This is a genomic window from Nocardia sp. Marseille-Q1738, from assembly GCF_965283145.1.
Genome location: NZ_CBDIMS010000002.1, coordinates 850,339 through 876,526 on the forward strand (window position 1 = coordinate 850,339; position 26,188 = coordinate 876,526).

A 26,188-nucleotide genomic window follows, 5' to 3' on the forward strand; every position below is an offset into this window, starting at 1 on the left:
GTTCCGGATCGCGAGTGGCACATCGCTGCGGTGTATCGCGAGATGCCCGCACGATGGTGTGCCACTCGACATGCGGGGTGCGGGATGAGGGCTGTGGTGGTGGCGGCTCCGGCGTCGGGGAGTGGGAAGACGACGGTCGCTACCGGGTTGGTGGGGGCGTTGCGGCGGGTTGGTCATCGGGTTGCGCCGTTCAAGGTCGGGCCTGATTACATCGATCCTGGGTATCACGGGTTGGCGGCGGGGCGGCCAGGGAGAAATCTGGACCCGGTGCTGGTCGGGGCGGAACGTGTTGTGCCGTTGTATCGGCATGGTGCGCGGGGGTGCGACCTGGCGGTTGTCGAGGGTGTGATGGGGCTGTTCGACGGGCGGATCGACGAGCGGCATTCGGGCCCGGTGGCGGAGGGGTCGACGGCGCAGGTCGCGAGCCTGCTCGGCGCGCCGGTGGTGCTGGTGGTCGACGCTCGCGGGCACAGCCAGAGCCTGGCGGCCCTGCTGCACGGGTTCGCCACCTTCGACAGCGGTGTCCGGCTCGGCGGGGTGATCCTGAACCGGGTCGGTAGCGAACGGCACGACCAGGTATTGCGCGCGGCCTGCGACCGGGTCGGCCTGCCGGTGCTCGGATCGCTGCCGCGGATGGCCGAATTGGAGGTTCCATCCCGGCATCTCGGCCTGATTCCCGCCGTGGAACACGGCGCCGCCGCGACGGCGGCGGTGGCGGCGATGACGGATCTCGTGGCCGCCCATGTCGACCTGCACGCGATCGCGGCGCTGGCGCGCTCGTCGGTCACCGGACCGACCTGGGATCCCGCCGCCGCCCTGCGCGATAGCGATGTCGATCCGCTGGCATCCGCTGAGGCAACCTTCGGTGGTCGCGACTCGCGGGCGCATGCCCAGGCAGCCCTCGGTCGTGGTGGTGCTGCGCAAGCGCATGCCGAGCGGCCGCTCGAACGTGGCGGTGACTCGGGGGCCTCCGACGACGCGCTTCTTGGTGGTGGCTCGCGGGCGCATGCCCAGGCAGCCCTCGGTCGTGGTACTGCTGCGCAAGCGCATGCCGAGCGGCCGCTCGAACGTGGCGGTGACTCGGGGGCCTCCGACGACGCGCTTCTTGGTGGTGGCTCGCGGGCGCATGCCGAGGCAGCCCTCGGTCGTGGTGGTGCTGCGCAGGGGCGTGCCGAGCGGCCGCTGGATCGCGGCGGTGACTCGCGGGCAGCTGCCGGGAGCGCTCTCGATGCAGGTGCCATCGCAGACCCGGAGGGACCGCTGATCGCCGTCGCGGGTGGGGCGGCATTCACGTTCGGGTATGCCGAGCATCGGGAATTGCTGACTGCGGCGGGGGCGCGGGTGGCCGTATTCGATCCGCTGCATGACGAATTGCCCGCCGCTACGGCGGGTTTGGTGTTGCCCGGCGGGTTCCCGGAGGAACATGCGGCGGAGCTGGCATCGAACGTCCCGCTGTTGCGGGCGGTGGCCGAGGCCGCGCGGCGCGGGATGCCGGTACACGCGGAATGCGCCGGGCTGCTGTACCTGACGCGCTCGCTCGACGGCCATCCGATGGCGGGGGTGATCGACGCCGACGCCGAGTTCGGGCCGCGCCTGACGCTCGGCTACCGAGATGCCGTGGCGCTCGGCGACTCGCCGCTGTGGCGGGCAGGTGAACGGGTGCGCGGGCACGAGTTCCATCGAACCCGCCTGGTGTCGCCCCCTTCGGCCACGCCCGCGTGGGGCTGGCACGGCAGCCAGGGCGAACGGGTACGCGACGGCGCGCTCGTCGGCAGTGTGCACGCGTCCTACCTGCACACCCATCCAGCCGGAAACCCGGACGCGGTACGCCGTTTCGTCGCGGCGGCAGCGGCCTACGCCAGAGCTCGTGTCACGACCTGACCTGGCCGTCGGCGTCGGTATGCGTCCGGGCACCGCCGAGGCCAGAATTCGCGCGGCATTGCGAGAAGTGCTGGGCGACGACGTCATCGCCTGCTTGGCGACCATCGATCGGCGCGCCACCGAACCCGGCTTGCAAGCCGCTGCCGCGGCCTTGGGCGTGCCCGTTCGTTCCTACACCGCGGCCGAACTCGCCGGAGTCCGCGTGCCGAATCCGTCCGCACGCACCGCGAGCGCGCTCGGTACCGCGAGCGTCGCGGAAGCCTCCGCCCTACTGGCCGGACGCGGTCCGCTGCTGATCTCGAAGACGACGATCAACGGGGTCGTGATCGCGGCGGCCGCCGCGCGCTGAGCGTCGCTTCGTCCGGCACCGCGGCCCTGTCGACGAGCCGAGCCGTCCATGGTGAGACGCACGCTTCGGCCAGTGCGCGTTGCAACGAGCGGGCCGGTGACAGCCACCCCCGACGACATCCGGCCGAACTCGTGGAATTGCTCTACAGCGCGGCGCTTCCGGCACGCCCGCACCAGCCGAAGGCATGCTGATCGTCCGCGGCGTCGCCCGCGCCCATTACGAGCTACCCCGGCGAATCGGACGCCGACCGCGCGGGTCTGCGCGTCGTCATCGGCGCCGCCCGTCGCCAGCAGCGGGGCGGCCAGCAGCCACGCGATGGGCTGTCGCGAGTTCGGCCCGGTGAGTGACCGGTGCGGCGGCTACGGTGCCACGGATCCCCAGTCGGCGAAGCCGGTGGGGTCGTGGCGGCCGATGCTGGCGTGCTCGAACAGGCCCCAGCCCTCGGCGTCGCCGCAGCGGGCGTGGGCGACGTGGTCGATGACACCGTAGGGGGTGCGGGCGACGATGGCCGGGTCGGTCAGGTCGTAGCGGCTGGAGGAGGTCCAGTCGCGGCCCTTCCACTGACCGTGCTGCCAGTCGGGGTCGCCGCCGTAGCCGCAGCCGACGTGCAGCGGGACGCCGGTGCCCGGCGCGATCTCGATCTCCAGCGGCTTGCCGTCCGGCGTGGTCAGCTCCAACCGGGCCGCCACGGGAAGCCTGGTGCCGGAACGGTACTCGATCGCGATGCGCGGCCAGCCGAGTTGCTCGGTGCGCCCGTCCGGCCAGACCCGGGTCGCGTCGTTGAGTGTGCGCCTGCCGTCCGGCTCTTCCTGCACGATCACCACCACGGCGAAATCCTCGAACCGCAGTGGCACGTACAGCCACCAGAACCCACCCGAGGGCTCGGCGGCCGCGCGTCCGGGCGGCTCGGTCTCGCCGACCGGGCGGATACCCCACGAGCGGTCCCTGGTTCCGGTCCACACCGCCGGGTCGATCGCGATGTCGTCGCCGTCCACGTGCAGCGTCCCTGCCCACGAGCCGACCTGCGCGAACCGGGACGCGTCGATGATCGGCCTGTTCCCGGCCAGAATCAGGTGCGGTTGTTCCTGCACGGCGGGGAAGGCGCCGGTCCAGGTGAGGTCGAAGCCCAGGTCGTCGTGGTCGCAGACCACCCGGATGCGGCGCAACGGCTCCAGCACCTCGACGCGGTAGCCGCCGACGCGCTGGTCGAGGCCGCGGTCGCCGAGCGCGTCGGAGAAGCGCACCGCCCGCAGCGTGTCGCCGCGGCGGACGGCGGCGTAGGCGTCGGTCACCCCGAGGTTGGGGTACACGCCGAACCCGGTGATCAGCAGGGTGCCGCCGTCGCGGTCGTGGGCGTTGAAGTAGCTGCGGTCGTAGAAGTTCCGATCGCTGCTGGCCACCCGGGCCAGCGAGAGCGGTGTCTGATGGATCGGGTATTCGTCCAAAGGCACAGGCATGTCAGTCCCATTCGTAGGTTCCGTCGAGCAGCGCTTCCAAGCCCGCCCGGTGCATGACGTAGTCATCGCGATCCGGCGTGTCGGTGTCCTCGCCGAAGTGGATCATCCGGCGCTTCACCCTGGCCATCACAATGGCGTGCCGCAATGCGGCGTAGACGAGATAGAAATCGAGGTCGCGCACCGTATGCCCGGTCAGCGCTCGGTATTTCGCCACCACGTCGTCGCGGCGGAGGAAGTCGGGCAGACCGGGTTGGCCGAAACGGGTGGCCAGATCCTGGAAGAACCGGTGGATGAAGATCACCCAGCCCAGGTCGAGTTCGCGCGGCCCGAGCGCGGCCATCTCCCAGTCCAGCACCGCCACCGGATCGAACCCGCGGTAGATGATGTTGCCCGGACGGGCGTCGCCCCAGCTGAGCACGTCCGGGCCGGGGTCGGCGGGCCAGTGTTCGTCGAGCCACGCGAAACTCCGATCGATCAGCGGGATCGCGAAGCCGTCGTCCGCGAGCGCCCACCGGTACCACGCCTGCTGCGCCGCGACGTGCCTGCGCAGGGACTGGCCCGGTCCGGTCAGCATCGGGAACCGGGTCGCGGGATCGGGGATGTCGTGGATCTTCGCGATCACCTCGACCGTGTTGTGGGTGAGCCGGAGCCGCTCGGCGGGGCTGGCGTCGAACAGCCAGCCGACGAAGACGTACGGCGGGTTGTCCGCGGGCACCCGGCCGTCGACGCGGCGCATCACGAAGAACGGTGTTCTGAGCGGCTTCTCGTCGTTCTCCAGCCAGCACAGCTCGGGCACCGGCACGTCGGTGGCCGCGGCCACGCCCGCCATCACGTGGTACTGCGTGGCCAGGTCGTAGGTCTGGAAGACCGGGAACGATCCGGCCTCCGGCGCCATCCGCGCGACGAACGATCCCCGCTCCGAGCGCCCTCCGGCGCTCCATTCGGCGTCGAACAGAATCGACGTGCTGGACATGCCGCCGGACTGCGGACGCGACAATCCGGAGACCCGTGGCAGGTGGTCGGCGCCGGCCTTCCCATGCAGCCAGTGGGCCAGATTCTCGGCGAGCGTGTCCAGGTCGCGTTCGCTGACGGTCAGCTGCTGTCGCTGTGCCGGGTCCGGATCGTCGGTCATCTTGTCCTCCTGACACGTGCCGCCCGGGTGCACCGGCCCGGGATACGCGACTGTAACGCGTTCTAGTTGGGTCATGGGTGGAAACCGGACACGAGTCCCGCTGACCGGACCGTTGGCGATCGGCCGGTGGGGTCAGCACGTAGGCCGGAAGATGTAGGCGGAATTCCGGGATTTCCCTGAGGTCATCGGACCATCCGCTCGGATACCTTCGGCTCGCGGAATCTGTCGGCGAGCGAGGGGTCGGTGTGCGCACGATCGAAACGAATGTCCTGGATCCCCGCCGTGACGAGGAGCGGCTCGGCGTCGAGCGACGGCCCTGGCGCCTGCCGACCCGGATCGGGTTCCGGTTCGTCTTCGCGTATCTGCTCCTGTTCTGTGTGCTGTTCGCCCAGATCCTCTTCGCGTTCACAGGGATCGTGGGGAAATGGCTGCCGGAGAGCGCGATTTTGTGGCAGATGCGCGCGACGAGCCCGCTGACCGGCTGGGTCGGCGAACACGTCTTGCGAGTCGACGCCGTTTTGCACGAGGATTCCGGCAGCGGCGACCAAGCCGCCATCTGGGTGCTGATCTGCTGTGAACTCGTCGCGGCCGCGGTGATCACGGTCGTCTGGTCGATCCTTGATCGACGCCGTCGCGAGTACACCACCCTCGGAGCGTGGTTCGTGCTGTTCATCCGGCTGTGTCTGGGCGGCCAGATGCTCTTCTACGGCATGGCCAAGGCCATCCCGACACAGATGCCCACACCGGCGCTCACGACGCTGTTGCAGCCGTACGGGACCATGAGCCCGGCCTCCGTGCTGTGGAACCAGGTCGGCGCAGCGCCCGCGTACGAGATCCTGCTCGGCACCGCCGAAGTGCTCGGCGGAGTGCTGTTGTTCGTGCCGCGCACCGCGACGATCGGCGCGTTGCTCAGCCTGGTGAGCATGGCGCAGGTCTTCGTGCTGAACATGACCTACGACGTGCCGGTGAAGATCCTGTCGTTCCACTTGCTGCTGCTGTGCCTGGTGGTCCTGGCGCCGCAGGCCGGGCGATTGGCGAATGTGCTCGTGCTGCAACGCCCGTCCGAGCCGGCCACGCAGCCCGCCCTGTTCGGATCCCGGCGCGCGAACCGGATCGCGGCGGCGCTCCAAGTGGCTCTGGGGCTGTGGATCCTGATCGGCACCGCGCAGATCAGCTGGGAAATGTGGCGCGCAACGAACGGGGCGCCGAAGCCCCCGCTGTACGGCATCTGGACGGTCGGGGAGCGGGACAGCGCAGGGCATCCGGTGCCACCGCTGGTCACCGACGAGAACCGCTGGCGCCGAGTGATTTTCGATCGGCCGAACGCGAGCGTGCAGAAGATGGACGACTCGTTCATGCCGGTCGTGGCGCAGGTCGACGATGCCGCCCACACGCTCGTGCTGTCGCAGCCGCCACGATCCCTGGGCGCGTCGCCCACCCGTCTGGCGAGTTTCACCTTCACCCAGCCCACCACGGACACACTGCTGCTGACCGGCGAGCTGAACGGGACGCCGGTGACGCTGTCGCTGGATCGGGTGGACCTGAACTCCTTCCCGCTGCGCAGCCGCGGATTCCACTGGGTGCAGGACTACCCGTACTTTCGCTGACCGCGATCCCGCGACGATTCGTCGGATCCGACCAATTCCCGAACGGGTACCGGACTTTTCGATACCTTCGGTCTGCAACTCGGACTGGAAAGGACCGCCGTGACTGCGGAAGCGATCCTCGATCGGGCAGACGGCGCCGCGAGCGCCACGGATCCCGGTACCCGGCCCTGGAGCGGCGCAACCCGCGTGGCGTTCCGTTTCGGTTTTCTGTATTTCGGCCTGTTCTGCCTGGTGTATCCGTCGATCGTGCCGGAGTTCCTAGGTCTGGCCCGGCAATGGCTGCCCGACCGGGTGAACTCCGGGGTCGCCCGTGCGCTCAGCCCGCTCGTCGAGTGGACCGGCACGCAGGTGTTCGGCGCCTCCGTCGCGGCGAACACGGCGTCCATCAGCGGAGATCAGGCCTACTTCTGGGTGCTGGTGTTCCTCGTCGGGGTTGCCGCGGTGCTCGCAACCGTGGTCTGGAGCGTGCTGGATCGGAAACGGCCGGACTACCGGGCGGTGCAGCCGTGGTTCCTGCTGTTCGTGCGATTGTGCCTGGCCGGGCAGATGGTCTCGTATGGGATGGCCAAGGTCATCCCGACGCAGATGCCGCCCACGCCGCTGACCCGGCTGATCCAGCCGTACGGAGACTTCAGCCCCATGGCGGTGCTCTGGAACCAGATCGGGGTGTCGCAACCGTACGAAATCCTGCTGGGCTGCGCGGAACTGCTCGGCGGAGTGCTGCTGTTGGTGCCGCGTACCGCGCTGGTGGGCGCCATGCTGAGCCTGGTGTGCACGACCCAGGTGTTCGTGTTGGACATGACCTACGACGTGCCGGCGAAGATTCTGTCGTTCCACCTCGTGCTGCTGTGCCTGGTGCTGCTCGCGCCGGAGGCCCGGCGCCTGGTGAACGTACTGGTGCTGGACCGGCCCACCGGCTCGTCGACGACGCCCCCGCTGTTCCGGACGCCGCGAGCCAACCGAATCGCGGCCGCGGCGCAGATCGCGCTCGGGCTGTGGTTGCTGTTCTCCAACGCCTACACCGGCTGGGATCGATGGACCGAACAGGGCGCGGGACGGCCGGAACCTCCGCTGTACGGCATTTGGGCGGTCACCGAGTTCAGCGTGGACGGCAAGCCGCTTCCGCCGCTGACCACCGACGAATTGCGTTGGCAGCGGGTTGTTTTCGATCGGGATGGCGCCGCGGTGCAGCGGATGGACGGTCGGCTGGTTCCGGTGCTCGCGATGGTCGATTCCGACGCCGGTAGCCTCACCCTGCTGGCGCCGCCGAGCATGATGACCGAGCGACCGGCGATGATCGGCAGCTTCGGCTTCGACCGGCCCGCACCCGAGCGTTTGACACTGACCGGCACGATCGCCGGACAGCCGGTGTCGATCGCGCTGACCTCGGTGAACCTGGACGATTTCCCGTTGCGCAGCCGCGGCTTCCACTGGGTTCAGGAATATCCGTATTTCCGCTGAGCCGTGCGGATGGGGGATTCACGCGTCGAGTTCGTCGGCGATCCCGATGTCCTCGTACCACAGTGCGGGATGCTCGGCGATGAACCGGGTCATCAGCTCGGCGCAGCGCCGGTCCTGCAGGACCGTCACCGTGACACCGTGGTCGGCGAGCCACTCGTGCCCGCCGGAGAAGGTCTGCGATTCCCCGACGATCACCGAGCCGATACCGAACTGGCGGATCAGGCCGCTGCAATACCAGCACGGCGAAAGAGTGGTGACCATGATCGTGCTGCGGTAGTCGCGCCGCCGTCCGGCCGCCCGGAAAGCGTCGGTCTCGGCGTGGACGCTCGGATCCCCGGACTGCACCCGGCGGTTGCGGCCGCGTCCGAGCAGCGTGCCGTCCGCGTCGAAGAGGGCAGCGCCGATCGGGATCCCGCCCTCGGCGAGCCCGTGGAGTGCTTCCTCGTAGGCCACCTCGAGTAGCTCCTGTGCCGGTGTCACCCGTGTCATGCGTCCACCTTCCAAGCCGGTCGGTCCCGGCCACGACATCGAGTCCGTCGGTGGAGCCGGGCGGAGTGAATGACAAACCGACCGTATGCCACCTGATGTCCGTAAGCGACTCGCCGCCCCGTTCGCCGCGGTGTGTCGTCGCAGGTCACAGCGGATCGGCCGGGGCGTGCGCCGCAGTTGCCCGGTACTTCGGCATGCCGCGGCGTCTCCCGGAGTGCAATCGCTTCGTGGGTGGTGGGGGCGGGCACCAGCAGTACGTCGCGCCGTGGCGCCCGCGCGATCGCGGCGCGCACGGTGTCGGCGACCGGCTCGGGCTCCAGCTTGCCCGCGCCGGCTCAGAGCGCCGGAATTGCCTCGGAGAAAGCCTGATTCGAGTCCCGGCTGGAACATCCGTGCCCCTGATTTCCGTGCCTGCGATCCCTGGGGCACCTGTTTTCGCGGATACCGGCCGATGCCGACTCGCCTTAGCGTTGCTGCCGCACAGGATCAGCGGAGAGGGCCGGGCGTGGTGGCGACGGTATCGGTCGAGGCCGAGCGGGACGAGGACGAGGCCGTGGAGCCGGCGCAGCGGTGGGGACTGCTGACGCGGGTGCTGTTCCGGTTCGGATTCGTCTACCTGGGCATCGGCATGGCCGGACAGTGGTTGTTCCAGGCGTTCTTCAGCTCGCTCTCGGTACCGCACGAGTGGGTGATCGCGTCAGCGCGGGTGTGGGGACTGCGCCCGGTCACCGATTGGATGGGCAGGCAGGTCTTCGGGATCGACGAGCCGATCAGCTGGGCCGAGACCGGCAGCGGCGACACCACGGCGAACTGGCTGGCGACGTTCACCTGGCTGGTCGTCGCCGCGCTGGTCGCGGCCGTCTGGTCGGTGGCCGATCGGCGGCGCGTGGACTACACGCGGCTGCTCGGGTGGTTGCTGTTGGTCCTTCGTTTCTCGCTCGCGACGTCGCTGCTGTTGTACGGCATGGTCAAGGTGCTGCCGTCGCAGATGGCGTTCGATCTGCACCTGCTGATCGAGCGGTTCGGGGACATGAGTCCGATGGGGGTGCTGTGGGCGCAGACCGCGGTCTCGCAACCCTACGAGATCGCACTCGGGTTCGCCGAGGTCACCGCCGCACTACTGCTGTTCCTGCCGGTCACCGCGACAGCGGGCGCGCTGCTGGCGCTGGTGGTCTGTCTCCAGGTGCTGGTGCTCAACCTCGCCTACGACGTGCCGGTCAAGCTGTACGCGCTGCATCTGCTGCTGTTCGCGCTGGTGCTGTTGCTGCCCGAGGCGAACCGTCTGGCAAGGGTTCTCGTCGGCCGAGCGGTGGGTGCGGCGAACCGGCAGCCGCTGCTCGGCTCGGGGCGGGGGCGACGGGTCGCGGCGATTCTGCAAGCGGTGCTCGCGGTGTGGTTGGTGGTCACCCCCGTCGCCGAGGCGCTGGACGCCTGGCAGCGCTACGGCAACGCGCGCCCGAAGTCGCCGCTGTACGGCATCTGGGAGGTCACCGAACACACGGTCGCGGGCCAGGAGCTGCCCGCGCTGGTCAGCCGGTCCGGCCAGCCGCGCCCGGCGAGTGCCGTCGTCTCGGAACGCCTGCGCCGCGTGGTGTTCGACAACCCCGTCGCGGTGACCGTTCAGCGCATGGACGACTCGTTGGTCACCTTGCCCGGGACGGTGGACGCCGGCGCACGCACGATCACCCTCACCCAGGATGCCGCGGGCCGGTGGAAGCTCGGCACGTTCACCTATCAGCAGCCCGACTCGGCCACCCTGATCCTCGAAGGCCAACTCGGCGGACGACCGGTCCGGCTGCGTATGGAGCTGGTCGAGCAGGACAGCTTCCCCCTGATCGCGCGGGGCTTCCACTGGGTTCAGGAGGCACCCTATCGCCGGTAGACGGCGACCTGGCGCTCGGTCGTGGTCGCGGCGATGCGAACCGACGCCGCGGGGGTGGCCGGTCGATTGCCAGTGGCAGGCGGTCAGGCCGTAGGCTCGAAACTTGTGCCGAACACGTCAGACGCAACGCAAGACCAGCCCACCGGCGACCCGAACTACCTGGTCGGGCTCGATCTGCGCGGGCGGCGCGTCGTCGTGGTCGGCGGGGGTACGGTGGCGCAGCGCAGGCTGGGCCTGCTGATCGCCTCCGGTGCGGACGTGCACGTGGTGAGTCGCGCGGTCACGCCCGCGGTCGAGGGGATGGCGACGTCGGGTCAGATCACCATCGCGCTGCGCGCGTACGCCGACGGCGACCTCGACGGCGCCTGGTACGCGATCGCGTGCACCGACGAGCCGGAGACCAACGCGGCGGTGGTCGCCGAGGCGACGCGGCGGCGGATCTTCTGCGTGCGGGCCGACACGGCGCGGCTCGGCACGGCGGTCACCCCGGCTACCGCGCGTTATGACGGACTGACCCTCGGCGTGCTGGCCAGCGGACAGCACCGGCGCTCGGCGGCGGTGCGCACCGCGCTGCTCGAGGCCCTGCAATCGGGTGTGGTGAGCGACGACTCGACGCCGATCACGCCCGGTGTGGCCCTGGTCGGCGGCGGACCGGGCGATCCCGATCTGATCACCGTGCGCGGGCGGCGGCTGCTGGCCAGGGCGGATCTGGTAGTCGCCGACCGGCTGGCTCCGCCGGAACTGCTCGCCGAACTCGGACCCGAGGTCGAGGTTGTCGACGCAGCGAAGATCCCCTACGGGCGGGCGATGGCGCAGGATGCGATCAACAGCGCGCTCATCGAAGGCGCGAAGGCGGGCAAGTTCGTGGTGCGGCTGAAGGGTGGCGACCCATACGTGTTCGGGCGTGGTTACGAGGAGCTGGAAGCCTGCGTCGCGGCCGGGGTCCCGGTCACGGTGGTGCCCGGTGTCACCAGCCCCATCGCGGTGCCCGCCGCCGCGGGGATTCCGGTGACGCACCGCGGTGTCACCCACGAGTTCGTGGTGGTGAGCGGGCATGTCGCGCCGGACCATCCGGACTCGCTGGTCGACTGGCCCGCGCTGGCCCGCCTGCGCGGCACCTTGGTGCTGATGATGGCGGTGGAGCGGATCGAACAGTTCGCCACGGCGCTGCTCGACGGCGGGCGGCCCGCCGACACACCCGCCACGGTCATCCAAGAGGGCACGCTGCGCACCCAGCGCGTGTTGCGCGCCGATCTCGGCACAGTCGCCACCCGGGTCCGCGAGGAAGGCATCCGGCCACCCGCCATCGTTGTGATCGGCCCCACCGCCGGATTCTCCGCCGCCTCCACCCCATCGCACGCCGACTCCGCGACCGGTTAGCGCACCCGCAGCCGCATGGATCGAACCGGCATCGCGGAACCTGCGCAGTGATGGCCGTGCCGCCGACGGCCGGGGTGCGGGCCGATACCTCGCCGCGGCAAGGGCTGCGGCGTCGATTTATGGGGCCGCTGGCCATGCATGGCCAGCGTGCCGGGTCGGTGGGGCGGGGAGGCGGTTGGGCTATCAATTACAGTGGCTCACTGTGCTTCGGAATCCCGCTGCGACGATGCAGTATCCAGTGACGCAGCGGGCCTTCGGGCTCGCGATCCTAGTCCTGAGCGGGTTGCAGCTCATGGTCGTGCTGGACGGCACGGTCGTGATCTTCGCGCTGCCGCGGCTGCAAGAGGAGATGGGGCTGACCAGCGCGGGCAGCGCGTGGACGGTGACCTCCTACGGGCTCACCTTCGCGGGCCTGATGCTGCTCGGTGGCAGGCTCGGCGATGCCTTCGGCCGCAAACGCATGCTGGTCGTCGGCGTGGCGGTGTTCACCTTCGCCTCGCTGCTGTGCGGGCTCGCGCAGAACCAAGGCATGCTGATCGCGGCGCGCGCCCTCCAAGGCGCGGGCGCGGCGGTCGCGGCTCCGACCGCCTTCGCCCTGGTGGCCACCACGTTCGCGCCGGGCAAGGCGCGCAATCAGGCGATCGCGATCGTCGGCTCGATGGTCGGTATCGGCTCGGTGGGCGGCCTGGTGGTCGGCGGCGCGCTGACCCAGCTGTCGTGGCGGTGGATCTTCCTGATCAACGTCCCGATCGGCGTGCTGATCATCCTCGGCGCGGCCTACAAACTCGCCGACACCGAACACCACCGCTCGTCGCTGGACGTGCCCGGCGCGGTGCTGGGCACCATCGCCTGCGCCTCCATCGTGTTCGGCGCCACCGAGGGACCGGAGCTCGGATGGGGGCACCCGGCCATCATCGGTTCGCTGATCGCGGGCGTCGTGCTGCTCATCGTTTTCGTGGCGCTGGAGCGGCGCGTGGACGATCCGCTGCTGCCGTGGTCGCTGTTCGACAGCCGGGACCGCGTCGCCACCTTCCTGCTGATCTTCCTCGCGGGCGGCGTGCTGGGCGCGATGACCTTCTTCGTCGCCCAGTTCATGCAGAACGTGATCGGTTACGGTCCGCTCAAGGCGGGTGTGGCGGCCATTCCGTTCACCGTCGGCATCGGCATCGGCGGCGCGGTGGCGTCCAAGGCGGCGCTGTACATCGCGCCCCGCTGGCTGCTCGCGGGTGCGGCCGTGGTGCTGGGCGTCGGGCTGCTGTTCGGTTCCACCCTCGACGGCGAGGTGCTCTACTTCGCGACGTTGCTGCCGCTGCTGACGGTGATCGGTTTCGGCGTCGGCATCGCGATGGTGCTCTCGCCGCTGTGCGTGCTCGTCGGCGTGCCACCGGCGAACATCGGTCCGCTGGCCGCGGTCGGCCAGATGTTCATGAACCTGGCGACGCCGGTCTTCATCGGCCTGCTCACCCCGATCGCCGCCTCGCGCACGCTCTCGCTCGGCGGCAGCACCGGCAAGGTCGCCGGGATGACGCCCGATGAGATCGCAGCGCTGGGCAACGGCTACACGTTGGTGCTGTTCGTCTGCGCGCTCATCGCCTTCGCGGCCGGACTGGTCGCGCTGACGTTGCGGTTCACACCGCAGCAGCTGGCGATGGCGCAGCACGCCCAGGAAGAGGCCCAGCAGGCCTGAGTTTGTTTGCCAGCGCCTGCGGCGCTGGGTGTTCGCGGCCCCCTTATGGCTCGCGACTGAGCGAGCGCCACTGGCGACTGCGTCGCGGACGCGGCGGCCGCTCGGACGCGAGCCGGGCCGCGAACGGGGAATGCTCGGTCTCGCCTCGCCCGGAAAAGGGGTGGTCGCAGCCGATGCGGCTGCGTAGGCGGTAACCGCAGGATCCACTGTCCGCCGGTCAGCAGAAGCCTGTCTCGGCAAGCGCCGCGAGCATGTCCCGGCAGGCCCGGCAGGCCCGGCAGGCCCGGCAGGCCCGGCAGGCCCGGCAGGCCCGGCAGGCCCGGCAGGCCCGGCAGGCCCGGCAGGCCCGGCAGGCCCGGCAGGCCCGGCAGGCCCGGCAGGCCCGGCCGCCCGCAACGCACTCAGCGCGCACAGACGGCGGGTGCCCCGCATATGCCCGACGCTCGACTCGTCGTGCACCACCGCGGCGACGTCAGGACCGGGGGCGCGGACGATTCAGCGCCGGGCGCCGGGCCGGAGGAATCATCCTCGCGGCTAGCGTCAGCCGGGCTAGGGGCGCGGTCTCAGCGGGCCGATCAGAATCGGCCCGCCACGCGGCGCGGGGTCACCCGCACGATGATGCGCGGGCCGTCGTTCACCGACGCCGGGTTGAAATCCGCGTACTTCTGGCCGGTGTACTTCAGCGAGAGCTCGTCGGGCAGCGTCTTCTCCAGATCCGGGGTGATCGTCGCGGTACCCCGAATCTCCGCGTAGACGTACGGGTTGTCCGGCGGGTTGATCAGCACCGTGATCTTCGGGTCGCGCGCGAGGTTCTTGCCCTGCTGGCGATCGGCGGTGGTGGAGAAGAGCAGATCATCGCCGTCGCGCTTCAGCCAGATCACGGTGAGGTGCGGTTGCCCGTTCGCCCCGACCGTGGCGGCGGTGGCGAACACCCGCTCCTCGTCCAGGTACTTCTTCAGGTCATCGGAAAGTACAGCGGTACTGGTCACACTTTGAGCGAACAACCCGGCGCGGCAGGGCATTCCCACAGTTCAGACGGTGTGCCGGTCCGCTGCTTCCAACGCCTGGTCGAGGATCGCCAGACCCTCCTTCGCCTCGGCCTCGGTGATCACACACGGCGGGACGACGTGCAGCCGATGGAAATTCACGAACAGCAGCAGCCCGGCCGCACGGCACGCCGCGACCACCTCGCCCATCGCCGGACTCGTCCCGCCGTACGGGGCCAGCGGCTCCCGGCTGACCCGGTCCCGGACCAGCTCGAGCGCCCAGAACACGCCTGTCCCGCGCACGTCACCGATGCTGGGATGCCGCCGCGCGAGTTCGCGCAGGCCGGGGCCGAGCACGCGGGCGCCGATGTCGGCGGCGTTCTCCACCATCCGCTCGTCGCGCATCGCGGTGATGGTGGCCACCGCCGCGGCCGTGGCCAGCGGATGCCCGGAGTAGGTGAGCCCGCCGGGATAGGGCCGATCGTCGAAGGTCGCGGCGATGGCCGGACCGATCGCCACTCCGCCCAGCGGCACATATCCGGAGTTCACCCCCTTGGCGAAGGTGAGCAGATCCGGCACGACATCGAAATGCTCGATCGCGAACCACTTTCCGGTGCGCCCGAAGCCACACATCACCTCGTCGGCGATGAACACGATCCCGTACTCGTCGCACAGGGCCCGCACCCCGGCCAGGTAGCCGGGCGGCGGAACCATGATGCCCGCGGTGCCGGGGACGGGTTCGAGCACGATCGCCGCGATCGTCTCCGGACCCTCGAACGCGATGGTCTGCCGGAGATGGGCGAGCGCGCGCTCGGTCTCCTCGGCCTCGCTGGTCGCGTGGAATTCGGTGCGATACAGGAACGGTCCGAAGAAGTGCACCACGCCGCTGTTGCCGCGGTCGTTCGGCCAGCGCCGCGGATCGCCGGTCAGATTGATCGCGGTCTCGGTGCCGCCGTGGTAGGAGCGGTAGCGCGCGAGCACCTTGTAGCGGCCGGTGTGCAGCCGCGCCATCCGCACGGCGTGCTCGACGGCATCGGCGCCGCCGTTGGTGAAGAAGATCCGGTCGAGGTCACCGGGGGTGCGCTCGGCAATCAAGCGTGCGGCCTCCGAGCGAGCGGCGTTGACGTGCTGCGGCGCTATGGTGCACAGCTTCGCGGCCTGCTCCTGCACCGCCGCGACGACCTTCGGATGCTGGTGCCCGATATTGGTGTTCACCATCTGCGAAGAGAAGTCGAGCAGCCGGTTGCCGTCCCCGTCCCACACGTAGCAACCCGAGGCGGCGGTGATCGTCAGCGGATCCCGGTGCGCCTGCGCGGACCAGCAGTGGAAGACATGTCTGCGGTCGAGTTCGGAAGCTCGGGCGGCCGCGGCACTGGCCTCGTCGAGGGACAGTCCGTTCGGAAGGGTCATCGGCGAGTTCTCCTGCGTCACTTGACATTACCTATGGTCGAGCCAGTGCCCGATGTGTGCATGTTCCGCATTTCCGTCGGTGCGCATCGGCACCGCGAGTCTGCGATGCCCGAGGCGACCGGGGCCGGAACGCGGCCTGACTCTCACTCTCCGGCATGTACCCATCCTGATGTGCCGACGATCTGTATGAAACTTCGCGCTCGGTATTACGATTCGTCGGTGCTTCCTTCCGTGGCCGAGGTATTGGCGATGCCGGTGGTGCGCGCGGGCGAACCCGAGGTCGTCGGCGGCGGATCGCTGGCGCGGCCGGTGCGCTGGGTGCATGTCAGCGAGGTGGCCGACACGGCGCAACTGCTGGTCGGCGGCGAGCTGATCCTGACCACCGGACAGGCCATGAGTCACGGTGACGCGGCGACGGCGGAGTACTTGACCACCCTGGCTGCCGCCGGGGTTTCCGGGCTGGTGGTCGAACTCGGCGGCTACGTGCGCGCGCTGTCACCCGCCGTCGCGGCGACGGCCGACGCGCTGGAGCTTCCGTTGATCGCGCTGCACCGGGTCACCCGGTTCGTGGAGATCACCGAAGCCGTGCACCGGGTGATCGTCGCCGACCAATTCGCGGAGCTGGAGTTCGCGCGCACCGTGCACGAGACGTTCACCGAGCTCAGTGTGCGCCGCGCCGCGCTGGCCGAGATCGTGCAGACCGCGGCGGCCATGCTGGACGCGCCGGTGGTGCTGGAAGACCTGGCGCACCGGGTGCTGGCGCTGTCCGCGCGGCACGCGTCCACCTCGGCGCTGCTGGAGAACTGGGAGACCACCTCGCGCCTGCTGCCGGACACCTGGAACGCGGTGGCGGTGGGCCCGCACACGCAGCGGTGGGGCCGGTTGCTCCTGCGCGCCGACGGCGTGCCGGGCGAGCGGGCGCGCATGGTGCTCGAGCGCGCCGCCCAGACGCTGACCTTGCACCGCATGATCGAGAAAGACCGCTTCGGTCTGCACCGGCAGGCCCAGACCGGACTGATCGACGACCTGGTCAACGGCAGGCTGGACGAACGCGACGCACTCGCTCGCGCCGCCGCGCTCGGCTTGGCTCGCAGGGCCGCCTACGTCCCACTCGCCGTCGACGTCGCCGCCGCGACCGAAACCGATCCGGTGGCGGGACAGCGCCGCGCCGTTGGCATCGTGGACGCGGTGACGCACGGGCTCGGCCTGTCGAAGACGACCGCGCTGGTCGCGGCCGAGCAGGGGGACCGGGTTGCGCTGATCCTCGCGCTGCCGCGCGCCGCTGACCCGGACGAGGCGCTCGCCGCCGCCTGCGCCACGATCCTCGGTGAGGTCCGCCGGGTCGACGGGGTGCGGCGGGCGGTGATCGGCGCGGGCGCGGTGTCGGATTCGCTGTCGGACACCGCGCACGGGCTCCCGCATGCCGCGCATGTCGCGGAAGTCGCTCTTTCGCTGGGAAGTTCGGCGGCGCGGCCGTTCTATCGCAGTGGCGACGTGCGCCTGCGTGGTCTGCTGTCGCTGATCCGCGGTGAGCCGGGCGTGCAGCGGTTCGCCGAGACCGAGCTGAGCGCGCTGCTGCGCTACGACATCCGCCACGACACCGATCTGACCAGCACCCTGCGGCAGTTCCTCGACCTGGCGGGCAACAAGACCGAACTCGCCCGCAGGCTAGAGATCAGCCGCCCGACCCTCTACGACCGGCTCGCCCGCATCGCACGCATCCTCGACGTCGACCTCGACGACGGCGAATCCCGCACCTCGTTGCACACCGCCCTGTTGATCCGCGACCTGACGGCGGGTACCGGGAACCTGTGACAGGTGCTGCTGCCGCTTTCGCGAAAGTGCGGCGACCTGACGACGGCACGGCCGAGCGGTGACCATGCTCATTGTCGAGCGCTGACGGTTCGGTGAGACTGTGCGCATGACGGTGGAGGAAAGCGTGCTGGCGCAGTGGATCGCGCTGGCGGGGGAGCAGGCCGGTGCGGTCGGCGCGGATCTGGTGCGGCGGTACGGCGAGCCGCATCGGCGCTATCACACCGTCGAGCACTTGGCCGCCATGCTGGCCGTCATCGAGGACTTGGCCGACGACGCGGACGACCTCGCCGCCGTCCGCTATGCCGCCTTCTTCCACGACGCGGTCTACGCGGTCGATCGCGCCGACAACGAGGAGCGCAGCGCCGAACTGGCCGAGACGACGCTGGCCGCGCTGGGAGCGGAGCCGGACATGATCGGCGAGGTCGGCAGGCTGGTCCGCCTCACCGCGTCCCACGACCCCGCGGCCGGCGACCGCAACGGCAACGTGCTCTGCGACGCGGATTTGGCGATCCTCGCCGCCGACGCCCCGGGCTACGCCGCGTACACCCGGGCGGTGCGTGCGGAGTACCGGCACGTCCCGGACGACCTGTTCCGCGCGGGCCGGGCGGCGGTACTGCGCAAACTCGCCGAGCAGCCCTATCTGTTCCGCACGCCGACCGCTCGCCATCGATACGAGTCGGCGGCACGGGCCAATCTCGCCGCCGAGCTGTCCGCGCTCACCGCTGCGACCGGATAGCGATCCGCACTCAGGTGATGATCAAAAGCTCAGTGGGCGAGGCGATTTCGGTCCGTAGTCCGGCTTTGGCCGCTACCCGCGCCACCCCGCGGACGTCGGCCGGTTCGGCCCGGGTGAGCACGAGGGCGCGAGCGAGCAGGCCCTTGTGGTGCTTGTTGAAGTGACTCACCACCGTGCGCGAGCCGTCCGGATGCTCGGTGAGCACGTTCGCGGTGACCGCGCCGGGAACCCGGCCCAGCTGCTGATAAGTGCCCGAGCGGAGATCGACGACGAGCTCGCCCGCGGCCTCGGCGTGCAGCGCCGCGGCCAGCTCGTCGCGCCACAGGGCCGAAAGGGTGGGCAGACCGGGCAGTTTGGAGCCGCCGGAGAGCCGGTAGGCGGGAATCGGGTCACCCGCGCGGATCGCGCCGAACAGGGCCGAGCCGATGCCGAGCCGGGCATACGCCTTGGACCGTTGGATTTTCGTGAAGGAGCGCGCGTCGAGCGCGTCATAGAGGACCCCGGTGTAGCGCTCCAGCGCGGGCCGGGTCGGCGAAGTGCGCAGCGCCGCGTTCCTGGCGATCTCGCTGTCGGCCCCCTTGCCGAGCCCGAGCGCCACACGGGAGCGGTCCGGGTCGGCCGCCAGCCGGACCACTTCCTCGACCAGCCGCGCGCGCACCGCCGTGAGCTGCGGCATAGCCAGCTCGTCCAGCGCGAGAGGCGCTCCGGCGCCGCCGTCGGACTTGGTTTCGGAAGGAGGCAGCAGCACCAGCACGAACGAATACGGTAATGCGCTGTAAATGGCGTACGGCCGGCGACTACCCTGTGCTTCCGTGATCACCCGCCTCTCCCGCCTATTCCTGCGAACCCTGCGCGACGATCCCGCCGACGCGGAGGTGCCCAGCCACAAACTCCTGGTCCGTGCCGGCTACGTGCGCCGCGTCGCCCCGGGCGTCTACTCGTGGCTGCCGCTCGGCTTGCGCGTGCTGCGCAAGGTCGAGGACGTGGTGCGCGAGGAGATGGACGCGATCGGCGCCCAGGAGATCTCGCTCCCCGCGCTGCTGCCGCGCGACCCGTACGAGACCACCAACCGGTGGACCGAATACGGCGACGGCCTGTTCCGGCTGCGCGACCGCAAGGGCGCGGACTACCTGCTCGGCCCGACCCACGAGGAGCTCTTCGCGCTCACCGTGAAGGGCGAGTACAGCTCCTACAAGGACCTTCCGGTCACGCTGTACCAGATCCAGACCAAGTACCGCGACGAGGAGCGCCCTCGTGCGGGCATCCTGCGCGGGCGCGAGTTCGTCATGAAGGACTCCTACTCCTTCGACCTGGACGAGGACGGCCTCAAAGCCAGCTACGACGCGCACCGGCAGGCCTACCAGCGCATCTTCGACCGGCTGCGGGTCAAGTACGTCATCGTGGCGGCCACCTCGGGCGCGATGGGCGGCAGCGCGTCGGAGGAGTTCCTGGCCGACAGCCCGGTCGGTGAGGACACCTACGTGCGCTGCCCGGAATCCGGCTACGCGGCCAACGTCGAGGCGGTGGTCACGCCCGCTCCCGAGCCGCTGCCGATCGAGGGCCGGCCCGCCGCCGTCGTGCACGACACCCCCGACACCCCCACCATCGCGACGCTGGTCGACTGGGCCAACAGCGCGGGCCTCGCCGAGCGCTACGGCCGCCCGGTCACCGCGGCCGACACGCTGAAGAACGTCATGGTCAAGCTGCGGCACCCGGACGGGAAGACCGAGATCATCGGCATCGGCGTCCCCGGTGACCGCGAGGTGGACGACAAGCGCCTCGGCGCCTCGGTCGAACCGGCCGAGGTGGAGCTGCTCACCGACGCCGATTTCGCCGAGAACCCATTCCTGGTGAAGGGCTACATCGGCCCGAAGGCCTTGCAGGCCAATGGTGTTCGCTACCTGGTCGATCCCCGTGTCGGAACCGGGACGAGCTGGATCACCGGTGCCGACGAACCGGGCAAGCACGTCGTCGGCCTGGTCGCCGGACGGGATTTCACACCCGACGGCACCATCGAGGCGGCCGAGGTCCGGGACGGCGATCCCTCGCCGGACGGGCGCGGAACGTTGGTGTCGGCGCGCGGCATCGAGATCGGCCATATCTTCCAGCTCGGCAACAAGTACACCGACGCGTTCGAGGTGGACGTGCTCGGCGAGAACGGCAAGCCGGTCCGGCTGACCATGGGCTCCTACGGCATCGGTGTCTCGCGCATGGTCGCGGTGATCGCCGAACAGCAGCACGACGAGAAGGGGCTGCGCTGGCCCGCCGCGGTCGCGCCGTACGACGTGCACGTCGTCATCGCGAACAAGGACGACGCGGCTCGCGCCGGCGCCGAAGAGGTGGTGGCCGGACTGCACGCCCAAGGCTTGGACGTGCTCTTCGACGACCGCACCGCCTCGCCCGGCGTGAAGTTCAAGGACGCCGAACTGCTCGGCATGCCGCTGGTCCTGGTGATCGGCCGCGGCTGGGCGGAGGGCAAGGTCGAACTGCGCGATCGCTTCACCGGCGAGACCGAAGAACTCCCCGCCACCGCGGCGGTGGACGCGGTGGTCGCCAAAGTCAACCCCGCCTCTCCGGGACTTTAGGCCGTACCAGTTGGGTGGCGCGGGATCTGCGTTCAGGTCCTGCGCTGGGTGTCGCTCGGGTTTTGGGCGTTCCCGGTGAGTTACCCATGTGCTAGCGAAATCACGTTTCCGATGGCCCCTTGGCGCACGCACTCACGGGGCTGTTCGCTGTGCCCGTATCGTGGGCGGACACGGCTCGCGGAGGATGCCCGAACGTGGCTGCGCCATGCCATCAACCGGGCAGCGGCTACTTACGCGACCGTAGCCTGAATTTGCCGGTCATAAACCCCCGTACCTGGTCCACGCTGCGATTACCCGCTGGTAAGTTAACCGCCATGACGAACACAGACGCGCGGTTGTTCAACCCCGCCACCTATGACCCGCAGCAGTTCGACGCCGAGACGCGGCGACTGTTGCGCGCCACCATCGAGTGGTTCGAGGTCCGGGGCAAGCAGCGTCTGCTCGCCGACGACGCGAACGCGGTGTGGACCGCCGACTTCCTCGACTTCGTGAAGAAGGAGAAGCTGTTCGCCACCTTCCTGACCCCCGCGGCCTACGCCGACGGTGACCCGAACCGCCGGTGGGACGCGGCCCGCAACGCGGCGCTGTCGGAGATCTTCGGCTTCTACGGTCTGGCGTACTGGTACGCCGAGCAGGTCACCATCCTCGGCCTCGGCCCGATCTGGCAGAGCGACAACGAGGACGCCAAGAAGCGTGCGGCCGCCGACTTGTCCGCGGGCGAGGTGATGGCGTTCGGTCTGTCCGAACAGACCCACGGGGCCGACATCTACAACACCGACTTGGTGCTCACTCCCACCGAGCCCGGCAGCGCCGACGCCGAAGCCGGAATCCTCTTCCGCGCCAACGGCGAGAAGTACTACATCGGCAACGGCAACGTGGCGAGCATGGTGTCGGTGTTCTCCCGTCGCGCCGATCTGGAGGGCGCCGACGCCTACGTCTGGTTCGCCGCCGACTCCCGCCACGAAAACTATCGCCTGCTCGGCAATGTCGTGCACCAGCAGATGTACGTCAGCACCTTCCGCCTGGAGAACTACCCGGTGCGCGCCGAGGACATCCTGCACACCGGCCCCGAGGCGTTCTCCGCGGCGCTGAACACCGTCAACGTGGGCAAGTTCAACCTCTGCCACGGCGGCATCGGCATGGTCGAGCACTCCTTCTACGAGGCGATCACGCATGCCAACAACCGCATCCTCTACGGCAACCCGGTCACCGATTTCCCGCACGTGCGCACGAACTTCGTCGACGCCTACGCGCGCATCCTCGCGATGAAGCTGTTCAGCGACCGCGCCGTCGACTACTTCCGCAGCGCGAGCCTGGAGGACCGCCGCTATCTGCTGTTCAACCCGATGACGAAGTCCAAGGTGACCTCCGAGGGCGAGACCGTCATGACGCTGCTGCTGGACGTGCTGGCCGCCAAGGGGTTCGAGAAGAACACCTACTTCGCCGAGGTGCAGCGGCTGATCAACACCCTGCCCCGGTTGGAGGGCACGGTGCATGTGAATGTCGGGCAGATCCTGAAGTTCATGCCCAACTACCTGTTCAACCCGCAGGACTACCCGGAGATCGGGACCAGGCAGGACGCGGCCGACGACGCGTTCTTCTGGCGGCAGGGCCCGGCGCGGGGCGCGGGCAAGGTGCGGTTCGCGGACTGGACGCCGATCTACGACAAGCACGCCGACATCCCCAACGTCGGCCGGTTCTATGAGCAGGCGCAGGCGCTGCGCACGCTGTTGACCACGGCGGCGCCGGACGCCGAGCAGCAGAAGGACCTGGACTTCATGCTGACCATCGGCCACCTGTTCTCGCTGGTGGTCTACGGCCAGCTGATCCTGGAGCAGGCCGCGATCACCGGACTGGACCGTGATCTGATCGACCAGATCTTCGACTTCCAGATCCGCGATTTCAACGCCTACGCCACCGCGCTGTACGGCAAGTCGTCGGCCACCCCGGACCAGCAGGGCTGGGCCGCGGCCGCGCTGCGGCCGCCGGTCGCCGACCGTCCGCGTTTCGACCGCGTGTGGGCCGAGGTGGCGTCCTACGACGGCGCCTACGAAATGCGGCCGTAGGCAAGCCGTTTCGGCCGGATGGCGGTCCGGGATCCGTGACGGGCCGATTCAGGGCCGGTCCGATCGCGCGGTGTGCGGCGACGGGCCGGACCTGGCCCGGTCCCGGACCGCAGGTGGCCTTCGCGGTTCGAGCGCACGCCCGACGATCCGCATGGTGGTCTCCTTGGTCGCTCGACGAGCAGGCGCACCCGCTTGGCCTATCTGGCATCGGCGGCGCGCAGGCAGGTGGTCCTCCCGGGCCGCGCCCACGATCGCGGCCCGGCTGGTGCTCCGAACAACGTGCGGCGCTGCCGACCCGGTGCACCCGCCGGCGTCCACGGGGTCAGGCTTTGCCGGGGAACGCGACGGTCGGCGGGTTGGCACCGAGGATCGACTGCCAGGTTGCCAGCCGGACAGCCGCGTCGGTGAGCGCGTCGACACCCGTGCGGCGGACGGTCGCGGACGCACTGCGCTCCACCACCGCTCGCCAGGCGATCGCGGTGTCGGACTCGACCGTCGCGGCCAGCCGGGCCGCTGAGATCGGGTCGGTGACCGGGAACGGCACGGTGTAGGCGGCGCCGGGCGGCGGCACCGTCGTACCGTCGGCGGCGAGCGCGTCGGCGGTGGTGTCGCGCCGGGCGCGGTGGGCGGCGGTGTGCTCGGCGATCAGTCTGGTGCGCTCGGTCGAGGCGTGCGCGGCGATGACGCCGTAGGCGTATACCGCGCCGTATTCGGCGTTCAGCGCGTCCAACAGCGCCTGGCGTTCGGCTTCGGTCATGCCAGCAGCACCCCCGCCTGAGCCGCGCAGGCGGCGCTGATCGAGGCGAGCAGCCCGGCCCGGTATCCGGACAGCGCGCGGGCCAGGTCGGCGGCCGATTTCTGGGACGAGGTCAGCTGGGCGCGCAGCGCATCGATACTCGGCGGGGCGGTAGGCGGAACGGCGCTGCCGGAGGCCACGGCGGACGGCCCTGATCCATTGGCGCGGGTGCGGTGCACCGGTGTGGTTCCGTCGGCGTAGACACCGATCACGCGGGCGATCTCGGTGCGCAGAGCATCGGCGTGCGCGGTGCGCTCGGCCGCGATCACGCCCAGCGCCGCGTGCCGTTCCGGTGCCATGGCGATGGCCGCGGAGGCCGCGGCGGCATCGGCACGAGCCAGAATTTCCTGTGCGGCAAGGGGATCCGGTTCGTGGACCACTTCCTTTTCGGCGCAGCCCGCCAGGGCGCCGAGGGCGAGGATGCCGACCGTTCCTCCGCCCGCGAGGCGTAGTGCGCTGCGACGATCCAGGGCGGCGAGGCGGGGCTCGTGCCGGTCGGTGGGAATGCCGGAAGTGCACCCGGCACGCGGCGGGGCGGGAAGGCGGATGGGCACGGCACCATCGTGCCAGATTCGTGGCACGCCACCGGACGAGGCGTCGGGGCCGTGGCGCGCGAACTCCTCGACCACTGGTCCTTTACACTCTCGTGGCGCGTTACGCTAGACCTTCGGTAGAGAAATTTCCCGCCGCGTCACAACTGAACCAGGAGCCGCCCACATGCCGATGCCGACCGAGGAAAGGGTGAGCCAGCTCGTAGCTGGTCTCGTCGAACGCCGAGGATTCGACCTCGAGGGCGTCGAGATCTCGACGGCGGGCAAGCGCGCGGACGCGCAGGCTCGGGTGCAGGTGATCGTGGACAGCGACGCGTCCGATCTGGATGCGATCGCCACGCTCAGCTCGGAGCTGTCCGCCGTGCTGGACGACGCGGGAGATTTCGGCGAGACGCCCTACCTGCTGGAAGTGACGACGCCGGGCATCGATCGCCCGCTGACCGCCGACCGGCACTGGCACCGGGCCCGGGGGCGGAAGGTGCGCGTCGCACTGCGTGACGGCGTGCAGCCGCCGGAAGGGGCGGCGACCTTCGAAGCCAGAGTCGGCGCGCTCACCGGCGATTCGGTAGCGCTGGTGCTCGGCGGCAAACGTGACCCGCACCGGGTGACGGTCCCGCTCGCCGACATCGCCAGCGCCGTCGTCCAAGTCGAGTTCTCGCCGCCTGGCGCGCGCGAGCTGGAACTCGCCGGCGGAGTCGTTCCGGGGCGACCCGTTCCTGGCGAGGAAGACGCGGTGGCGGTCGCCGACGCGGCGCAGAGCAGTCCCGCTCGAGGAACACCGAATGCACAACACCAATCCGTAACAGCGTCTGATTCGCCGACCGAAGGGATCGTGGAATGAACATCGAAATCGAAGCCCTGCGCGCGATCGTCGCAGACAAGGGGATCTCGATCGAGACCGTGATCTCCGCGATCGAGTCGGCGCTGCTGACCGCGTACCGCCACACCGAGGGGCATCAGCCCACCGCGCGCATCGACATCAACCAGAAGACCGGCGTGGTCCGGGTGATGGCGCGCGAACTGGACGCCGACGGCAACGTGATCTCCGAATGGGACGACACCCCCGAGGGATTCGGCCGGATCGCGGCGACCACGGCCAGGCAGGTCGTGCTGCAGCGGCTGCGGGACGCGGAGAACGAGAAGTCCTTCGGCGAGTTCTCCACCCACGAGGGCGACATCGTCGGCGGCGTGGTGCAGCGCGACGTACGCGCCAACGCCCGCGGCACGGTCGTCGTGCGCATCGGCAGCGAGTTGCACGGCGCGGAGGGACTGATCCCGCCCGCCGAGCAGGTGCCCGGCGAGACCTACGAGCACGGCGACCGGATCAAGTGCTACGTCGTCGGCGTCTCGCGCGGTCCGCGTGGCCCGCAGATCACGTTGTCGCGCACCCACCCGAACCTGGTGCGGCGACTGTTCGCGCTGGAGGTGCCCGAGATCGCCGACGGCTCGGTGGAGATCGTCGCCGTGGCGCGGGAGGCGGGGCACCGCTCCAAGATCGCCGTGCGCAGCACCGTGCCCGGCGTCAACGCGAAGGGCGCCTGCATCGGCCCGATGGGCCAACGGGTGCGCAATGTGATGAGCGAGCTGGCCGGCGAGAAGATCGACATCATCGACTACGCCGACGACCCGGCGACGTTCGTCGGCAACGCGCTCTCGCCGTCGAAAGTGGTTTCGGTCACGATCGTCGACCCCGAGGCCCGCGCGGCCCGCGTCGTGGTGCCCGATTTCCAGCTTTCGCTGGCCATCGGCAAGGAGGGACAGAACGCCCGCCTGGCCGCGCGGCTGACCGGTTGGCGCATCGATATCCGCAGCGATGCCGCGCCTGACATGGGCGGATCCGTCCGGACGGAGGCGCACCGGAGTTGACCGGAACCCGCCAGCGGAGTGCTCGGGATGACAGGTTCGTAACTTCAGCGGG

At 69.9% G+C, this 26,188-nt stretch carries 21 protein-coding genes; 13 read left to right on the forward strand and 8 right to left on the reverse strand.

Translation table 11 applies throughout. The features are described 5' to 3' along the window. Window positions 1–84 precede the first annotated feature (84 nt). Together ACWPXK_RS12315 and ACWPXK_RS12320 are read left to right on the forward strand one after the other, a co-directional pair. The gene (locus ACWPXK_RS12315; protein ID WP_454196175.1) at window positions 85–1,881 is read left to right on the forward strand and encodes a cobyrinate a,c-diamide synthase; all 1,797 of its coding nucleotides are present in this window, start codon (window positions 85–87) and stop codon (window positions 1,879–1,881) included. Further along, the gene (locus tag ACWPXK_RS12320) at window positions 1,868–2,230 is read left to right on the forward strand and encodes a cobalamin biosynthesis protein (RefSeq protein WP_454196176.1); all 363 of its coding nucleotides are present in this window, start codon (window positions 1,868–1,870) and stop codon (window positions 2,228–2,230) included. Before ACWPXK_RS12315 ends, ACWPXK_RS12320 begins: the two co-directional genes overlap by 14 nt. A gap of 359 nt (window positions 2,231–2,589) precedes the next feature. Here ACWPXK_RS12320 and ACWPXK_RS12325 read toward each other — a convergent pair whose 3' ends face one another. Both ACWPXK_RS12325 and ACWPXK_RS12330 read right to left on the reverse strand, forming a co-directional pair. Beyond that, window positions 2,590–3,687 (reverse strand): hypothetical protein, encoded by a 1,098-nt coding sequence (locus tag ACWPXK_RS12325; protein ID WP_454196177.1) that lies wholly within the window; start codon window positions 3,685–3,687, stop codon window positions 2,590–2,592. A 1-nt stretch (window position 3,688) separates the two neighbouring features. Further along, window positions 3,689–4,819 carry a phosphotransferase family protein gene (locus tag ACWPXK_RS12330; RefSeq protein ID WP_454196178.1) on the reverse strand — a complete coding sequence of 377 codons (1,131 nt, stop codon included), beginning with the start codon at window positions 4,817–4,819 and terminating at the stop codon, window positions 3,689–3,691. A gap of 245 nt (window positions 4,820–5,064) precedes the next feature. Here ACWPXK_RS12330 and ACWPXK_RS12335 point away from each other — a divergent pair, with 245 nt between their 5' ends. Then, complete coding sequence (locus tag ACWPXK_RS12335; protein WP_454196179.1) at window positions 5,065–6,426, forward strand: DoxX family protein; 1,362 nt, start codon at window positions 5,065–5,067, stop codon at window positions 6,424–6,426. Between the two features lie 99 nt (window positions 6,427–6,525). Further along, the gene (locus ACWPXK_RS12340) at window positions 6,526–7,887 is read left to right on the forward strand and encodes a DoxX family protein (protein ID WP_454196180.1); all 1,362 of its coding nucleotides are present in this window, start codon (window positions 6,526–6,528) and stop codon (window positions 7,885–7,887) included. An 18-nt stretch (window positions 7,888–7,905) separates the two neighbouring features. On the opposite strand, the gene ACWPXK_RS12345 is transcribed toward ACWPXK_RS12340, so the two are convergent. Beyond that, entirely contained in the window at window positions 7,906–8,376 is a 471-nt protein-coding gene (locus tag ACWPXK_RS12345) for a nucleoside deaminase (RefSeq protein ID WP_454196181.1), read from the reverse strand. A 451-nt stretch (window positions 8,377–8,827) separates the two neighbouring features. Here ACWPXK_RS12345 and ACWPXK_RS12350 point away from each other — a divergent pair, with 451 nt between their 5' ends. From ACWPXK_RS12350 to ACWPXK_RS12360, 3 genes are all read left to right on the forward strand, one after another. Continuing rightward, window positions 8,828–10,258: a DoxX family protein gene (locus ACWPXK_RS12350; RefSeq protein ID WP_454196182.1), complete on the forward strand. Its 1,431-nt coding sequence runs from the start codon at window positions 8,828–8,830 to the stop codon at window positions 10,256–10,258. Window positions 10,259–10,363: 105 nt separating this feature from the next. Beyond that, window positions 10,364–11,638 (forward strand): uroporphyrinogen-III C-methyltransferase, encoded by a 1,275-nt coding sequence (gene cobA, locus ACWPXK_RS12355; protein ID WP_454196183.1) that lies wholly within the window; start codon window positions 10,364–10,366, stop codon window positions 11,636–11,638. Between the two features lie 226 nt (window positions 11,639–11,864). Then, window positions 11,865–13,325 (forward strand): MFS transporter, encoded by a 1,461-nt coding sequence (locus ACWPXK_RS12360; protein ID WP_454196184.1) that lies wholly within the window; start codon window positions 11,865–11,867, stop codon window positions 13,323–13,325. A 575-nt stretch (window positions 13,326–13,900) separates the two neighbouring features. On the opposite strand, the gene ACWPXK_RS12365 is transcribed toward ACWPXK_RS12360, so the two are convergent. Both ACWPXK_RS12365 and ACWPXK_RS12370 read right to left on the reverse strand, forming a co-directional pair. Beyond that, the gene (locus ACWPXK_RS12365; RefSeq protein WP_454196185.1) at window positions 13,901–14,314 is read right to left on the reverse strand and encodes a PPOX class F420-dependent oxidoreductase; all 414 of its coding nucleotides are present in this window, start codon (window positions 14,312–14,314) and stop codon (window positions 13,901–13,903) included. A gap of 42 nt (window positions 14,315–14,356) precedes the next feature. Then, on the reverse strand, window positions 14,357–15,721 hold the full coding sequence (locus tag ACWPXK_RS12370; protein WP_454196186.1) for an aminotransferase class III-fold pyridoxal phosphate-dependent enzyme: 1,365 nt from the start codon (window positions 15,719–15,721) through the stop codon (window positions 14,357–14,359). Between the two features lie 219 nt (window positions 15,722–15,940). Between ACWPXK_RS12370 and ACWPXK_RS12375 the strand changes: the two genes are divergently transcribed. After that, complete coding sequence (locus ACWPXK_RS12375; protein WP_454196187.1) at window positions 15,941–17,536, forward strand: PucR family transcriptional regulator; 1,596 nt, start codon at window positions 15,941–15,943, stop codon at window positions 17,534–17,536. 106 nt (window positions 17,537–17,642) lie between these two features. Then, window positions 17,643–18,272 carry an HD domain-containing protein gene (locus ACWPXK_RS12380; RefSeq protein ID WP_454196188.1) on the forward strand — a complete coding sequence of 210 codons (630 nt, stop codon included), beginning with the start codon at window positions 17,643–17,645 and terminating at the stop codon, window positions 18,270–18,272. Between the two features lie 10 nt (window positions 18,273–18,282). On the opposite strand, the gene yaaA is transcribed toward ACWPXK_RS12380, so the two are convergent. After that, on the reverse strand, window positions 18,283–19,026 hold the full coding sequence (gene yaaA / locus ACWPXK_RS12385) for a peroxide stress protein YaaA (protein WP_454196189.1): 744 nt from the start codon (window positions 19,024–19,026) through the stop codon (window positions 18,283–18,285). Between the two features lie 58 nt (window positions 19,027–19,084). On the opposite strand from yaaA, the gene ACWPXK_RS12390 reads away from it, so the two are divergent. Together ACWPXK_RS12390 and ACWPXK_RS12395 are read left to right on the forward strand one after the other, a co-directional pair. Further along, window positions 19,085–20,857 (forward strand): proline--tRNA ligase, encoded by a 1,773-nt coding sequence (locus tag ACWPXK_RS12390; RefSeq protein WP_454196190.1) that lies wholly within the window; start codon window positions 19,085–19,087, stop codon window positions 20,855–20,857. 314 nt (window positions 20,858–21,171) lie between these two features. Continuing rightward, complete coding sequence (locus ACWPXK_RS12395) at window positions 21,172–22,923, forward strand: acyl-CoA dehydrogenase family protein (protein WP_454196191.1); 1,752 nt, start codon at window positions 21,172–21,174, stop codon at window positions 22,921–22,923. Window positions 22,924–23,245: 322 nt separating this feature from the next. Here ACWPXK_RS12395 and ACWPXK_RS12400 read toward each other — a convergent pair whose 3' ends face one another. Both ACWPXK_RS12400 and ACWPXK_RS12405 read right to left on the reverse strand, forming a co-directional pair. After that, window positions 23,246–23,680 (reverse strand): ferritin-like domain-containing protein, encoded by a 435-nt coding sequence (locus ACWPXK_RS12400; protein ID WP_454196192.1) that lies wholly within the window; start codon window positions 23,678–23,680, stop codon window positions 23,246–23,248. Beyond that, complete coding sequence (locus ACWPXK_RS12405) at window positions 23,677–24,273, reverse strand: hypothetical protein (RefSeq protein ID WP_454196193.1); 597 nt, start codon at window positions 24,271–24,273, stop codon at window positions 23,677–23,679. The genes ACWPXK_RS12400 and ACWPXK_RS12405 overlap by 4 nt, the downstream gene beginning before the upstream one ends. 163 nt (window positions 24,274–24,436) lie before the next feature. Between ACWPXK_RS12405 and rimP the strand changes: the two genes are divergently transcribed. Further along, window positions 24,437–25,111, forward strand: a complete 675-nt coding sequence (rimP, locus tag ACWPXK_RS12410; RefSeq protein WP_454196194.1) for a ribosome maturation factor RimP — start codon at window positions 24,437–24,439, stop codon at window positions 25,109–25,111. Continuing rightward, window positions 25,108–26,136 (forward strand): transcription termination factor NusA, encoded by a 1,029-nt coding sequence (gene nusA, locus ACWPXK_RS12415; RefSeq protein WP_454196195.1) that lies wholly within the window; start codon window positions 25,108–25,110, stop codon window positions 26,134–26,136. Before rimP ends, nusA begins: the two co-directional genes overlap by 4 nt. The last annotated feature ends 52 nt before the right edge of the window (window positions 26,137–26,188 follow it).

What these genes read in the sequence shown, in the direction of transcription:
- ACWPXK_RS12315 (WP_454196175.1), top strand. Translation starts at nt 85, where the DNA reads ATGAGGGCTGTGGTGGTGGCGGCTCCGGCGTCGGGGAGTGGGAAGACG.
- ACWPXK_RS12325 (WP_454196177.1), bottom strand. Translation starts at nt 3,687, where the DNA reads ATGCCTGTGCCTTTGGACGAATACCCGATCCATCAGACACCGCTCTCG.
- ACWPXK_RS12330 (WP_454196178.1), bottom strand. Translation starts at nt 4,819, where the DNA reads ATGACCGACGATCCGGACCCGGCACAGCGACAGCAGCTGACCGTCAGC.
- ACWPXK_RS12345 (WP_454196181.1), bottom strand. Translation starts at nt 8,376, where the DNA reads ATGACACGGGTGACACCGGCACAGGAGCTACTCGAGGTGGCCTACGAG.
- ACWPXK_RS12350 (WP_454196182.1), top strand. Translation starts at nt 8,828, where the DNA reads ATGCCGACTCGCCTTAGCGTTGCTGCCGCACAGGATCAGCGGAGAGGG.
- ACWPXK_RS12360 (WP_454196184.1), top strand. Translation starts at nt 11,865, where the DNA reads ATGCAGTATCCAGTGACGCAGCGGGCCTTCGGGCTCGCGATCCTAGTC.
- ACWPXK_RS12370 (WP_454196186.1), bottom strand. Translation starts at nt 15,721, where the DNA reads ATGACCCTTCCGAACGGACTGTCCCTCGACGAGGCCAGTGCCGCGGCC.
- ACWPXK_RS12380 (WP_454196188.1), top strand. Translation starts at nt 17,643, where the DNA reads ATGACGGTGGAGGAAAGCGTGCTGGCGCAGTGGATCGCGCTGGCGGGG.
- ACWPXK_RS12395 (WP_454196191.1), top strand. Translation starts at nt 21,172, where the DNA reads ATGACGAACACAGACGCGCGGTTGTTCAACCCCGCCACCTATGACCCG.
- ACWPXK_RS12400 (WP_454196192.1), bottom strand. Translation starts at nt 23,680, where the DNA reads ATGACCGAAGCCGAACGCCAGGCGCTGTTGGACGCGCTGAACGCCGAA.
- rimP (WP_454196194.1), top strand. Translation starts at nt 24,437, where the DNA reads ATGCCGATGCCGACCGAGGAAAGGGTGAGCCAGCTCGTAGCTGGTCTC.
- nusA (WP_454196195.1), top strand. Translation starts at nt 25,108, where the DNA reads ATGAACATCGAAATCGAAGCCCTGCGCGCGATCGTCGCAGACAAGGGG.